The sequence below is a fragment of the Dinoroseobacter sp. PD6 genome (assembly GCF_028807315.1).
Lineage (GTDB): Bacteria > Pseudomonadota > Alphaproteobacteria > Rhodobacterales > Rhodobacteraceae > Dinoroseobacter > Dinoroseobacter shibae.
Window position 1 is genome coordinate 337,963 of the sequence record NZ_JARAMN010000002.1, and the last position, 12,996, is coordinate 350,958.

A 12,996-nucleotide genomic window follows, 5' to 3' on the forward strand; every position below is an offset into this window, starting at 1 on the left:
CTTGCGTCTTGAGTATTTGGGCAAAGATGAGGCATCAGGCGGCCTTGGCGGGGCGGGCCCAGGCCGGGATCCAGTCGCCATGGGCGTTGAGCAGGTCGGTGACCAGGCTGCGGATCTGGCGCAGGTCAAGCTCGGCGGCCGTGTGGGGGTCCATCATCGCGGCGTGATAGAGATGCGCTGGATTCTCGTCGATCAGCGCGCGGACCACAAGTTCCTGCACGTTGATCTGGCTGCGCATGAGTGCGACCAGTTGCGGCGGGATGTCGGCGACGGTGGTGGGCTGCACGCCGTTCGCATCCACGAGGCAGGGGGTTTCCACCGCGGCCCCCGGGGGCAGTTGCGGGGTCTGGCCGGTATTCGCCAAGTTGCCGTAGATCCGGTAGAGCGTATTGGTGACCACGGCGTTCATGATCTCGGCGGCAAACTCGTGGCTCTTGGGCACGTCGATCCGGGCGGCATTGGTCAGCGCCTCGGCCTGGGCGCGCCAGTCTGCGATCTGCTCGAGGCAGCGGGTGGGGTATTCGTCGAGCGGGATGGCGTAGGTTTCGATCAGATCCATGCGCCCGTTCTTGATGAACCAGGGGACGTATTCGGCCAGATGCTCGGAGCTTTCGGTGCAGAAATAGCCGAGGTGATTCATCACCTCGTACCGCACCTTGTTGGCGCAGCGCGGCATCAGCAGCGGCGGCTTGGGCAGGCGCCCCTCTGCGTATCCCACCCGCAGCGCCGGATAGAGGTCGCGGCCCCGGTGGGTCAGGTCGAGGAAAAAGGCCACGTGGTTGACCCCCGCGACCCGGTAGCGGATCTCATGTGGCGGCAGGTCGAGGTCATGGGCCAGTTCCTGCACGGTGTTTTGCACCGAGTGGCACAGGCCGACCTGGCGCAGGGTCGGGAACCGTTCGGCCAGCGCCCAGGTGTTGATCGCCATGGGGTTGACGTATTGCAGCAGCGTCGCGTCCGGGCAGAGCTGCGCCATATCCTCGGCCACGGCCCAGAGATGCGGGACCGTGCGCAGGCCACGCATGATGCCGCCGACGCCGAGCGTGTCGCCGATGGTCTGGCGCACACCGTAGGCTTTGGGGATCTCGAAGTCGGTGACGGTACAGGGCTGGTAGCCGCCGATCTGGAACGCGGTGACCACGAAATCCGCGCCCTCAAGTGCTGCGCGGCGGTCCGTGTGGGTGCTCAGCGTTGCGCCGGTGCCCATTGTGGCGATCATGGCGCGGGCGACGGCGGCGCTTTCGGCCAGCCGGTCGGGGTCGATATCCATCAGGGCAAAATGCCCGTCGCGCAGGGCCTCGAAATGCAGGGCATCGCCGAGGATGTTCTTCATGAAGATGGTCGATCCTGCGCCGATGAACGCGATCCGGGTCATTTGACGGCTCCGAGTGTCAAACCTGCGATGAAGTGTTTCTGCATCAGGAAGAACATCATGACCGGGGGCAGGGCGGCGATCAGGCTGCCTGCGCTCAGCATGTTGTAGGCGATGCCGAACTGGGCGTTGAAGCTGGTGATCCCGGCGGTCACGGGTTGGGCGTTGGGGCCTTGGGTCAGCACCACGGCCCAGAAGTAATCGTTCCAGATGAAGGTGAAGATCAGAACCGAGAGTGCTGCAATCGCGGGTTTCATCAGGGGCAGCACCACGAACCAGAAGATCCGCCATTCGGCGACCCCTTCGACCCGGGCGGCCTCGATCAACTCATAGGGCAGGGCGCGGATGAAGTTGCGCATGAAAAGCGTGCAGAACCCGGTCTGGAACGCGATGTGGAAAAGCACCAGCCCGGTCTTGGTGTTGTAGAGCCCCATATCGACCGTGAGGTCGCGCACCGGCACCATCAGGATCTGGAACGGCACGAAGTTGCCCGCGATGAACATGAAGAAGATCAACAGGTTACCCCGGAAGCGGTAGATCCCAAGCGCAAAGCCCGTCATGCAGGACAGGGCCACGGCGCCGATCACCGTGGGAATGGTGATCATGAAGGAGTTGAGGATGTAGCGAGGCATCTCGCTGTCGGTGAAGACGCGGGCGTAATTCTCGAAGCCTGCGAATTCCGCAGGCCAGCCCCAGTAATTCCCGGCGGCGAAATCCCCGGCGGGCTTGACCGAGAAGATCGCCACGGCGATGAGCGGCAGAAGCCATAGGATCAGGGCCAGCGGGATCATCCCCTGATAGGTCAGCTGGGCGGCGCGGGGGGCTTTCTCGATCGGGCGGGGGAACATCTCAGTACCCCCGCTCGTCGCGGTACATCTTCACCAGAAAGCCGGTGATGAAGACCATCATGATCAGGAAGAGCACCACCGCGATGGCCGCGCCATAGCCCATGCGGAAGCCGTATTCCGACAGCGCCACCTCGAACATGTAGAAGCTGAGCACGCGCGAGGATCCGAACGGGCCCCCCTGCGTCATGATCGAGATCAGATCGAAGCTGCGCAGCGCGCCGATGATCGTGACCACGAAGGCGATGAAGGTCGCCGGGCGCAGTTGCGGCAGCACAACGTGCCACAGCATCCGCCAGCCCTTGGCGCCATCGAGGCGCCCGGCCTCGATCTGCTCGGGGTCAACGGCGTTCAGGCCGGTCAGGTACAGGATCATGCAATAGGCGGTCTGGGGCCAAAGCCCGGCAGCGATGATGCCGATGGTGACGTAACGCTCATCCCCCAGAACCGCGATGGGGCCGAGGCCGACCCAGCCGAGCATCGTGTTCAGCATGCCGAAATTCGGGTCGTAGAACCAGGTGAAGACAAGGCCCACGACAACCTGGCTGATCACGAAGGGAAAGAAGAACAGGGACTTGTAGAGCCGGATGCCCGTCACGGTCTGGTTCAGGAAGAGCGCGATGAACAGCCCCGCCGGGATCGCCAGCAGGTAGAGCGCCAGCCAAATGATATTGTTCTTGAGCGAGGTATAGAACGCATCGTCGTAGCGCAGCTCGTCATAGTTGCGCAGGCCGACGAATTCCGGCTCCCCCAGCCCGTCCCATTCCAGCAAGCTGATCTGGAAGGATTGGAAGATAGGGATGATCACGTAGACCGCGAAAAACAGGATGCCCGGGATCAGGAACAGGATCGGGGTCAGGGCCTGCTGATTGCGGTGCCACCAGCTGCCGCCAGCCAGCGACCGAACTTCGGAAAGATCAGAAGAGGTCATGGGCGTGCTCACCGTTCGGTGGTGGGGTGGGCGTCCCCGGGAAATGCCGGGAACGCCCCTTGGGTGAGTGGTGGTGGTCAGTAGACGCGCTGGCGGACCCGCTCCATCCGCTCCAGGATGCGGTCGAGATTGTCGGGTTTCACCATGAATTCCTGGAAGCCCTCCATCCCCGCCTTGGCCATCTCGGCGGGCGCGTCACGGTCGAAGAACTGTGCCAGTGCGTAGGCGTTCGAGAGCATGTCGAAGCCCTCTTTCAGGAACTTGTCGTCATCCACGCTGGCGGCCTTGTGCACGGGCAACTGGCCGAGCTGGTCGCCCGCGTTGATCTGTGTCTGGACCTCGGGAGAGGTGACATACCGCAGGAAGGCACGGGCTGCCTCCTTGTTCGCAGCCTGGGCGGGGATGTGGAACGTGTCGGTCGGCGCATCCTCGGCCTTGGGGATGCCCGGAGTGATTTCGACGAATTGATAAAAGCCCAGCTGGTCGTCGCCCAGGCCGGCCTCGCGCAGATGCGAGACCGCGAAATTGCCCATCAGGTAAGCGGCGGCTTCGCCCCGGACCATGAACGGCAGGGCTTCTTGCCAGCTGTAGGTCTGGTGGTTGTCGATGAAGGCGCCCATGTCGATCAGCTCGCGCCAGTTCGCCATGGTCTGGCGCACCCGGTCGTCGGTCCAGGGGATCTCGCCATTCGTCAGATCCATGTGGAACTCGTAGCCATTCGTGCGCAGGTTGAGGTAGTCGAACCAGCCGCCCGCGGTCCACAGAAACTTGGTGCCGATGGTGTAACACTTGATGCCGTTGTCGAGCAGGGTCTGGCAGTTCGCCTTTTCCTCGGCCCAGGTGGTCGGCTCGGTCAGGCCGAGGTCGTTATAGATGTCTTCGCGGTAATACACGCCCCACTGGTAGTAGGTATAGGGCACGCCCCACTGCTTGCCGTCGATGGTCATGGACGGCTTGGTCGAAGCCAGATTTGCGGATTTCTCGTCATCCCAGAGGTCCGAGATATCCTCGAAAAGCCCGGCCTCGACGAAGGGCAGCATCCGGTTGCCCGCGTACCAGTTGGCCACATCCGGCGTGTTGGCCGTCAGGAAGTTGCGGATCTGCGTCTTGTAGGCCTCGCGGTCGATGATCGTCAGTTCGATGTCGAGATCGGGGTGCTGCTCCTGAAACCCGGCGACGAGACCTTCCATGGTGGCGCGGGGAGCCGGGTTCGACATATCCGAGAAAATCTTCAGCTCGCCGGTCAGCTCGGCCGCCGCGGGCACCGTGACGGCGACAGACGTGGCAAACGCGGCCAGAAGCGATTTCGTGGATGGGCGCATGATATCCTCCCTATGGTCTCATGCAGTGGCCGGTCTCATTATTTGAAACCATGTTTTATATGTTGAAATCATGGCCCCGCTGGTCCTAACCTGTCAACAGCTTTCCACCGCAAAGAGTGGCGCGACAGGGAGGAGACCCGCATGACCGGTGGCGGGACTGCAGATGGGACCGTCGGCAAGGCCCTGGCCGTGCTGGACCAGGTGGCGGCGTTCGGTCGCCCGGTCCGGTTTGGCGAGCTGCTGGCGGCCAGCCCGTTTCCCAAGGCGACCCTCTACCGGTTTGTGCAGACCCTCACGAGCCAGGGGATGCTGGCGTTCGATCCGGAGCGTCAGACCTACGCGCCGGGCTTGCGCCTGGTGCGGCTGGCCCATGCCGCGTGGGAGCAAAGCGCGCTCGCGCCGATTGCCAGGGACCATCTCGACGCCCTGAGCGCGGAGCTCGGCGAGACGGTGCATCTGGCGCAGCTCGACAATGCGCAGGTGCTCTATGTCGACAAGCGCAACGCTGCCAAGCCGGTGGAGATGTTCTCCCAGGCGGGCAAGGTCGGTCCGGCCTATTGCACCGGGGTCGGCAAGGCGATGCTGGCCTTTCTGCCCGATGCCGAGCTCGCGCCGATCCTGGATCAGCAGTCCTATCACGCGTTCACGCCCCACACCTTGACCTCGGCAGCGCAGTTGCGCACCGATCTGGAGGAAACCCGGGCGCGGGGCTACGCGCTGGACCGGGAGGAGCATGAGCCCGGGATCATCTGCGTCGCCCTGCCGATCCTGAGCCAGACCGGCCGGGTCCTCGGGGCGCTGTCGGTAACGAGCACTACCACGCGCATGTCGCTTGCCGAGCTCGAAGGCCACGCGCCGCTGATCGGCCAAGCCGCCGGCCGGATCGCGGCCGAGGCGGAGACCTGGCGCTTTCCGGATGCGACCGGGCCGCGTTTGCAGCACGAAACCCGAGCCTAGAGGGAGGGGCAGCCCATGTCCGGGATCACATTACGGGGCGCCGTCAAGCGGTACGGTGAAACGCAGGTCGTGCATGGCGTGGACCTGTCCATCGCGGATGGCGAGTTCTGCGTCTTTGTCGGCCCGTCCGGCTGCGGCAAGTCCACCCTGTTGCGGATGATCGCCGGGCTGGAAGAGACCAGCGAAGGCAGCATTCATATCGGGGCGCGGGATGTCACCCGGCTGGATCCGTCCGAACGCGGGGTGGCGATGGTGTTTCAGACCTATGCGCTCTATCCCCATATGACCGTTGCGGAAAACATGGGCTTCGGGCTGAAGATGAACGGCGTGCCCAAGGCGGAGATCAAGGCCAAGGTGGCCGCCGCCTCGGAGATCCTGAAGCTGGATGATTACCTCGCGCGCAAGCCCAAGGCCCTGTCGGGCGGGCAGCGGCAGCGTGTGGCGATCGGTCGGGCCATCGTGCGCGGCCCGGAGGTGTTCCTGTTCGACGAGCCGTTGTCCAACCTCGATGCGGAGTTGCGGGTCGAGATGCGGGTGGAGATCGCGCGCCTGCACAAGGAGATCGGCGCCACGATGATCTACGTGACCCATGACCAGGTCGAGGCGATGACGCTGGCCGACAAGATCGTGGTGCTGCGGGCCGGCCGGGTGGAGCAGGTGGGCGCGCCGCTGGAGCTCTACCGCGACCCGGACAACGTGTTCGTGGCGGGGTTCATCGGGTCTCCGGCGATGAATTTCCTCGATGGTCGGATCGAGAACGGCGCCGTGCATCTCGCCGGGCTTCCGCCCCTGCCGGTGCCGGGTGCCGCGGGCCGGTCGGGTCCGGTGACTGTGGGGGTGCGTCCGCAGCACATCGCGCTGGAGCCCGGGGGGGACGGGTATCTGGTGGAGTTGACGGAGTCCCTGGGCGGGGTGTCGTACCTCTATCTGCGTGGGGCGGACGGCTCCAGGCTGACGGTGGAGGCGGGCGAGGAAGACCCGATCGCCGAGGGCACGCCCGTGGGGCTGTCCCTGGCGCCGGACCGGGTCATGCTGTTCGAGGCGGAGACCGGCCAGCGCCTGCGCGGCTGATCCGGCTCAGCGCTGGGGAAACTTGGTGTAGATCGCAGGTTTGCCATCGATCCATCCCGGCGAGTCCGACGCTGCGCTTTGATCGGCGGCGGAGGCGCGCCGTCTCTGCCGTGCGGCGGAAATTTTGCGCATGACAATATGCTTGGCCGCCAGGATCGCCGCCAGAACGAGGGCGAGTTGCAGAAGGCTCCCCACCAGGCTCAGGCAGGTGTCCGGTCCGACAGCATACAGCCAGTAGGCGAGGATACCGACGCTCTCGCGGCACTCATAAACTTGCAGAAGGCTGGGTTCCATCTCGGGCTCCGTAGGGGGGGATGCCCGTATCAGCCTGCACCGTGAAATGGACCATATCTGGGCAATGGTGGGGCAGGGAGGACGGCCCGCCGGCATGCGCTGGGCGTTTTTGCGTGCCGGGTGACCCGCGGGAGGCGTGATTCTCCCGACCTGAGGCGACCCACGCGCCTTGCGCGCGCGAGTTCTGGCGCAAATCCTGCCTAGAAATGAAGCTTTGGCAGCCGTTGTCGCCGCCCCAGGCTGCAGGTTGTTGCGCTGCAGCGAAGTTTGCGCGCGCAGAAAGTCTGATTTCGCCACCGGCCTTCAAAGGGGGGTATGTTCAACGCAGAGCAGGACGCATGCGTTCTGTTTCGGTAAAGACCTCGTCTGGCAATGCCTGCGCTTGCAGGCCTCCTCCTCCCCTCTTCGAGCGCGGGCATTGACCAGATGGGCGTCCGCCGCGCCATCGGACCCTACCAGCTCAGTGGCACTCCGGTGAGGGGCGGCGTAAGATCGTCCTGCAGTCCGCGGACACGGCTTGTTCCGCCAAGCGGATAGCGTTGGATCTTTCGGAACCAGCCGTGCTGGTCTTCTCCGAGCAGGGTGAGGGACCGGATGACGAAGGGGCGGGGCAGGTTCGGCTCGATGATCGGACGCAGGATCGAAAACACCCTCGCCTGTTCCGCAGGCAGCACGCCATCGGTGATCTGGAATTGCAATTCGAATGGCGCTTCCGACGGCATATCGCACGCAGCGCGGGGCGGAGTACTGCGGGCGGATCGCGCTGGCGGCGCGCAGAACCTGTCGAAAACACCCCGCACCGTCGTGGCGACCCGCCGCAACTCGGGCGATCCCCGGAGCGGTACGATACACAGACCCGCCCGGCGGCGCGCCATGCGCAGGGCCGGCAGCTTGATCGGGCCGAAATAATCCGCGATCGCACGGACGGTATGGTGCAGATCGAGCGGGCTGTGACCCCGGGCGAGGCGAAAGGGCGCGAGGATCGGCGCCTGAAACCCGAAGCGGCGGTGGCGTCCGATCAAGGCCAGCGGTGCGCGGGGAAGTTTTTCGATGTTCAGCAGGGCCGATTCAGTGCCGCTGTCCACGTCCCATCCGAACCAATGCTTGCCGAGCACGGCGAGGTCACTGCCGGGTTCGGGCACGCAACTGAGTGCGAAACTGACGTATCGGTGCATCTCCGGCCCTCCTCGGCGGGATGACACTTCGGTGATAGCGCAGATCGGCTTTCTTTGCAAAAGCGCTGAAAGACGGCTTGAACTTCTCAATATTTCGAGTATTCATGAATTATGGAATCAATAGATGCCACCCACGCCTTCGATGCGCTGAGCCATCCCGCACGGTTGGAGGTATTCCGCCTGTTGGTGCGACGCGGGCCGAGCGGGGTGCGCCCGTCCGACATTGCCGCGGCCTTAAGACTCAAGCCCAATACCTTGTCGGTCTACCTCGCGGCGCTGCAGGCCGCGGGGCTGGTTGCCTCCCAGCGGGCGGGTCGTGCGGTGCTCTACCGGGCGGAACTGCGCCGGGTGGGCGCGCTGGTGGATTACCTCGTCGATGATTGCTGCCGGGGACGGCCTGACCTGTGCAGCACCCACCTGGACATGACACCGATGTCGCGCGACGGGGCGGCGCGTGAGGCCCCGTTTCATGTGCTTTTCCTCTGTACCGGAAACTCGGCCCGGTCGATTTTCGCCGAAGCGCTGCTGACCGAGCTTGGCGGGGCGCGCTTCGTGGCGCATTCTGCCGGGCTTGATCCGGCCGCCGGTCTCAACCCCCGGGCGGTCGAGGTCTTGGAGCGGGCAGGCCACGACGTCTCGAGCCTGCGCGCCAAGCCCGTGTCCGAGTTCCAGCGATCCGATGCGCCGCGGATGGATTTCGTCTTCACGGTCTGTGACCGGGCGGCGAACGAGCATTGCCCCCCCTGGCCGGGCCAGCCGATGACGGGCCATTGGGGCCTGCCGGACCCGGTCGCCGCCCAAGGGACCGAGGCGGAGAAATCTCTCGCCTTCGCCCAGACCTACGCCCAGATGCGCCGCCGGATCGAAGGTTTCGTGGCCCTGCCGCTGCAATCTCTGGACCGACTGGCACTGCAACAGCGCCTCGATGAGATCGGGCGGCACCCATCTTTCCAAAGCCGAGAGACACTGACATGACGACACCGCGCCCGAGAATCGCGCTCAACGGCCTTGGCCGGATCGGAAAACTCGTGCTGCGCGCGTTTTTCGACGAGGGGTTGGAGGCCGATCTGGTCCTTCTGAACGACCCCGTTGCAACACCGGAACAGCACGCGCTGCTGCTGGAGTTCGACACGGTGCACGGCCGTTGGGAGGCGGTGATCGCCCATGACGCCGACAGCCTGACGATCAATGGCACCTCTGTGCGCTTGACCCAAGCTGCGCGGATCGAAGATCTGCCCTTGCGCGAGATGGGCGTGGACGTGGTGCTGGATTGCACGGGCGTGTTCAAGACCGCCGCGAAGACCGCGCCCTATTTCGATGCAGGCGTCCGGAAGGTCGTGGTGTCGGCACCGGTCAAGGACGGCGGCGCGGTGAACCTGGTCTACGGGGTCAACCACGACTTGTACGACCCTGCGGCACACCGGCTGATCACGGCGGCGAGTTGTACGACCAATTGCCTGGCGCCCGTGGTCAAGGTCCTCCACGAAGGGATCGGACTCCGGCACGGGTCGATCACGACGATCCACGATGTGACCAACACCCAGACCATCGTCGACCGCCCGGCCAAGGACATGCGGCGCGCGCGCTCGGCCCTTAACTCGCTGATCCCGACGACCACCGGGTCCGCGACCGCGATCACCCTGATCTACCCGGAACTGAAGGGGCGGCTAAACGGGCACGCGGTGCGGGTGCCTTTGCTCAATGCCTCCCTGACCGACTGCGTGTTCGAGATGGCGCGCGAAACCAGCGTCGAGGAGGTCAACGGGCTTTTCAAGGCGGCCTCTCAGGGGGCTCTGGCGGGCATCTTGGGGTACGAAGAACGCCCGCTCGTTTCCGCCGACTACACCAATGATCCGCGCTCCGCGATCATCGATGCGCCAAGCACGATGGTCGTCAATGGCACGCAGGTGAAGGTTTATGCCTGGTACGACAACGAGTATGGCTATGCGTGGCGTCTGGCGGATGTGACGCGCATGGTGCTGGAAAGCCTGTGAAGCGTCCGGTCCCGGACGGGCTGCGCGCCTACCTGGCGGTGACGGCGGCCTACTGGGCCTTCATGCTCACCGACGGGGCGCTGCGGATGCTGGTGCTGTTGCACTTCCACACGCTGGGCTTCTCGGCGCTGCAGCTGGCTTACCTGTTTCTGCTCTATGAATTCATGGGCATGGTCACCAACCTGAGCGCGGGCTGGATCGCGGCACGGTTCGGGCTGGCCAGCACGCTCTATGCCGGGCTGGCGATCCAGATCGCGGCGCTGGTTGCCTTGGCACAACTGGATCCGGGATGGAGCGTTGCGGCCTCGGTGGCCTTCGTGATGGCGGTGCAGGGGGCGTCGGGCGTTGCCAAGGACCTGTCCAAGATGAGCGCGAAATCCGCGGTGAAAGTGCTGGCGCCCGCTGGCGATGGGGCGCTGTTTCGCTGGGTCGCGGCGCTGACCGGGTCCAAGAACGCGGTCAAGGGGCTTGGCTTCCTGCTGGGAGCGGCGCTTCTGGCGATGGTGGGGTTCGTGCCTGCGGTCTGGGTGATGGCGGGGATGCTGGGCCTGGTGACGCTGCTCCTGGCGCTATTCATGCCGCCGGGGCTGCCACAGGGGGGCAGGGGCGCGAAACTGCGGGATGTGCTTTCCACCGACCCACGGGTGAACTGGCTGAGCGCGGCGCGGATGTTCCTCTTCGGGGCGCGGGACGTATGGTTCGTGGTCGGCATCCCGATCTATTTCTACAGCGTGCTGTCCGATGGTAGCGTCGCAGGCAACCGGGCCGCATTCTTCCAGATCGGTGGGTTCATGGCGCTCTGGATCATCGGCTACGGCGCGGTGCAGGGCTTCGCGCCAAAGATCTTGCGCGCCCGGCAGAAAACCGATGCCGAGATCATCCGGCTGGCGCGGGTTTGGGTGGGTATCCTTGCCTTGATCCCGGCTGCCCTTGCGGGCCTTGTGGTGCTGGCGGGTGGGGCCGCGCCCTGGCTGACGGCCAGCCTCGTGCTCGGGTTGCTGGTCTTCGGGGTGGTCTTCGCGCTCAACTCGGCACTGCATTCCTACCTCATCCTCGCCTTCACACGGACGGAACGCGTGACCATGGATGTTGGTTTCTACTACATGTCGAACGCGGCGGGGCGGCTGATCGGGACGCTCCTGTCGGGGCTGAGCTTTCAGCTTGGGGGACTGCCGCTCTGCCTTGCCACGGCGGCTGTCATGGCGGGGCTGAGTTGGCGCGCCGCGGCACGGCTCGGCCGTCTGCCGCCTAGGTCGCTTGCATAATCCACAGACCGCCCCATCTGTGATCGAGACGGCCCCATAAAAACCTTTGGATTGATCGGGGTATGACATGGCAGACGTGAGCTCACAACACGCGGCAGAGGCGGAGGCGTCCTTCGGGGATTGGTCGATGACCCGCATCCTCGATTGCGCGATGGATGTCTCGGACCGCGAGGATGTCTGCGTGGGGGATATGATCGCGGCCTTCGGGCCCGCGAGTTTCTTGCCACTGCTGCTGATGCCCGCGATGCTCCTCGTGTCGCCACTGAGTGGAATCCCCCTGTTTTCAAGCTTTTGTGCGGTGTTGATCATCCTAGTGGCAACGCAGATGGTCGCTGGACGTAGCTGCGTATGGTTGCCGGACTGGGTCAAGCGCCGCAGCCTGTCGGGGCAACAGTTGCGCAAGGGGCTGATACGGGTCCGGCCACTGGCGGTCTGGTTCGACCGCAATGCGCATCGGCGCATGGGCGTACTGTTCCGGCGACCGATCTGGTATGTCCTGCCCCTGAGCTGTGTCGGGCTGGCCGCGATGATCCCGTTTCTCGAACTGGTGCCGTTCTCGTCGTCATTGCTCGGGCTTGCGGTGGTGTTCATCAGCCTCGGGATGCTGACCCGGGACGGGCTCTGGGTGCTGGCCGGGATGGTGCCGTTCATAGGTGCCCTGACCATTGTGTCGAAAGTGCTGACCTGATCGGGGCGTTCTAGGCGTCCTTGGTGAGTGGCCGGCCCTGGACGACCCAGTCCGAGAACCCGTCCTTCCGATGCGCGGCGGCAAACTCCAAGTCTTGTCGCGTGGCCACGGGCAGGACCGACCACAGGCCCGAGGTGCAATGGGCGGCGACGCGCTTGTCCTGCCTGAACACACCCTCGAAACATGGGCTGTCCGGGTCGACCCGGAACGCGTTCATCCCGCGCGTTGCATGGAAACTGCCGCGGATGTCGCCGTTGCCCTCCCGACTTGCTTGACCGGGGAAGGCTGGCATGATCCCTGCGCTACGGAAATCACCTGGGCAAGAAGGAGCTGAGCCATGTCGCAAACACCGCTGGCATTGATCACCGGGGGGGCGCAGGGGATCGGATACGCCTGTGCCGAGGCGCTCGCCGCTGAGGGCGCGCGGATCATCCTTGCGGACATTCAGGACAGTGTGCAGGAGGCTGCGGCGCGCCTCGGCGGTGCGGGATACCCGTGCGACATGGGGGATGCCGCGGCGGTCGGCGCGTTGTTCGACCGGATCGAGGCGGAGCACGGCGTGGTCACCTACCTTGTCAACAACGCGGGGATCGCGGCGCCGGGCGACTTTCTCGACTACGATCTGGCGACCTTCGACCGGGTGCTCGATATCAACCTGCGCGGCGTGTTCGTGGCCACCCAGCGGGCCGGGCGCAGCATGGTGGCACACGGCATCAAGGGGGCTGTCGTGAACATGTCCTCGATCAACGCGCAGGTGGCGATCCCGTCGATTCCGGCCTATTGCGCCTCCAAGGGCGGGCTAATGCAGCTGACGAAGGTCGCGGCCCTTGCGCTTGCCCCCCACGGCATCCGCGTGAACGCGGTCGGGCCGGGGTCCATCGATACCGAGATGATGGCGGGGGTGAATGCCAACCCGGAGGCCATGAACATGGTCCTAACGCGCACGCCCCTGAAACGGGTCGGGACCGCGCAGGAGATCGCGAACGTGGTCGCGTTTCTGTGCTCCGACAAGGCCAGCTATGTCACGGGCGAGACGATCTATGTGGACGGCGGGCGTCTGGGCCTGAACTACACCTGCTGAG

Annotated in this window: 14 protein-coding genes; 7 read left to right on the forward strand and 7 right to left on the reverse strand. The window is 64.8% G+C overall.

Annotation, left to right across the window (positions count from 1 at the left end):
- Positions 1 to 34: 34 nt before the first annotated feature.
- The 4 genes from PVW48_RS04995 to PVW48_RS05010 all read right to left on the reverse strand — a co-directional run bounded on the left by PVW48_RS04995 (position 35) and on the right by PVW48_RS05010 (position 4,470).
- A complete protein-coding gene (locus PVW48_RS04995) occupies positions 35 to 1,375 on the reverse strand; it encodes an alpha-glucosidase/alpha-galactosidase (protein WP_274580537.1) in 1,341 nt (446 codons plus the stop codon).
- Positions 1,372 to 2,220 (reverse strand): carbohydrate ABC transporter permease, encoded by an 849-nt coding sequence (locus tag PVW48_RS05000; protein ID WP_012177918.1) that lies wholly within the window; start codon positions 2,218 to 2,220, stop codon positions 1,372 to 1,374. Before PVW48_RS05000 ends, PVW48_RS04995 begins: the two co-directional genes overlap by 4 nt.
- A 1-nt stretch (position 2,221) precedes the next feature.
- Positions 2,222 to 3,148 carry a carbohydrate ABC transporter permease gene (locus PVW48_RS05005; RefSeq protein WP_012177919.1) on the reverse strand — a complete coding sequence of 309 codons (927 nt, stop codon included), beginning with the start codon at positions 3,146 to 3,148 and terminating at the stop codon, positions 2,222 to 2,224.
- A gap of 77 nt (positions 3,149 to 3,225) precedes the next feature.
- On the reverse strand, positions 3,226 to 4,470 hold the full coding sequence (locus PVW48_RS05010; protein ID WP_274580538.1) for an ABC transporter substrate-binding protein: 1,245 nt from the start codon (positions 4,468 to 4,470) through the stop codon (positions 3,226 to 3,228).
- A gap of 141 nt (positions 4,471 to 4,611) precedes the next feature.
- Between PVW48_RS05010 and PVW48_RS05015 the strand changes: the two genes are divergently transcribed.
- Together PVW48_RS05015 and PVW48_RS05020 are read left to right on the forward strand one after the other, a co-directional pair.
- A complete protein-coding gene (locus PVW48_RS05015) occupies positions 4,612 to 5,427 on the forward strand; it encodes an IclR family transcriptional regulator (protein WP_274580539.1) in 816 nt (271 codons plus the stop codon).
- A 15-nt stretch (positions 5,428 to 5,442) separates the two neighbouring features.
- On the forward strand, positions 5,443 to 6,498 hold the full coding sequence (locus PVW48_RS05020) for an ABC transporter ATP-binding protein (protein ID WP_274580540.1): 1,056 nt from the start codon (positions 5,443 to 5,445) through the stop codon (positions 6,496 to 6,498).
- Between the two features lie 6 nt (positions 6,499 to 6,504).
- Here the strand turns inward: PVW48_RS05020 and PVW48_RS05025 are convergent, their stop codons facing one another.
- Together PVW48_RS05025 and PVW48_RS05030 are read right to left on the reverse strand one after the other, a co-directional pair.
- A complete protein-coding gene (locus PVW48_RS05025; RefSeq protein ID WP_012177923.1) occupies positions 6,505 to 6,792 on the reverse strand; it encodes a hypothetical protein in 288 nt (95 codons plus the stop codon).
- 452 nt (positions 6,793 to 7,244) lie between these two features.
- A complete protein-coding gene (locus tag PVW48_RS05030) occupies positions 7,245 to 7,967 on the reverse strand; it encodes a DUF1045 domain-containing protein (protein ID WP_274580541.1) in 723 nt (240 codons plus the stop codon).
- Between the two features lie 111 nt (positions 7,968 to 8,078).
- Between PVW48_RS05030 and PVW48_RS05035 the strand changes: the two genes are divergently transcribed.
- From PVW48_RS05035 to PVW48_RS05050, 4 genes are all read left to right on the forward strand, one after another.
- Positions 8,079 to 8,942 (forward strand): arsenate reductase/protein-tyrosine-phosphatase family protein, encoded by an 864-nt coding sequence (locus tag PVW48_RS05035; protein WP_274580542.1) that lies wholly within the window; start codon positions 8,079 to 8,081, stop codon positions 8,940 to 8,942.
- Positions 8,939 to 9,961, forward strand: coding sequence for an ArsJ-associated glyceraldehyde-3-phosphate dehydrogenase (locus tag PVW48_RS05040; RefSeq protein WP_274580543.1), 1,023 nt, complete (start codon positions 8,939 to 8,941; stop codon positions 9,959 to 9,961). The genes PVW48_RS05035 and PVW48_RS05040 overlap by 4 nt, the downstream gene beginning before the upstream one ends.
- The gene (gene arsJ, locus PVW48_RS05045) at positions 9,958 to 11,226 is read left to right on the forward strand and encodes an organoarsenical effux MFS transporter ArsJ (protein WP_012177927.1); all 1,269 of its coding nucleotides are present in this window, start codon (positions 9,958 to 9,960) and stop codon (positions 11,224 to 11,226) included. The genes PVW48_RS05040 and arsJ overlap by 4 nt, the downstream gene beginning before the upstream one ends.
- A gap of 67 nt (positions 11,227 to 11,293) precedes the next feature.
- Positions 11,294 to 11,914 (forward strand): exopolysaccharide biosynthesis protein, encoded by a 621-nt coding sequence (locus PVW48_RS05050; protein ID WP_274580544.1) that lies wholly within the window; start codon positions 11,294 to 11,296, stop codon positions 11,912 to 11,914.
- A 10-nt stretch (positions 11,915 to 11,924) separates the two neighbouring features.
- On the opposite strand, the gene PVW48_RS05055 is transcribed toward PVW48_RS05050, so the two are convergent.
- Positions 11,925 to 12,206 (reverse strand): hypothetical protein, encoded by a 282-nt coding sequence (locus PVW48_RS05055; protein WP_274580545.1) that lies wholly within the window; start codon positions 12,204 to 12,206, stop codon positions 11,925 to 11,927.
- 45 nt (positions 12,207 to 12,251) lie between these two features.
- Between PVW48_RS05055 and PVW48_RS05060 the strand changes: the two genes are divergently transcribed.
- Positions 12,252 to 12,995: an SDR family NAD(P)-dependent oxidoreductase gene (locus tag PVW48_RS05060; RefSeq protein ID WP_274580546.1), complete on the forward strand. Its 744-nt coding sequence runs from the start codon at positions 12,252 to 12,254 to the stop codon at positions 12,993 to 12,995.
- Position 12,996: the final 1 nt, after the last annotated feature.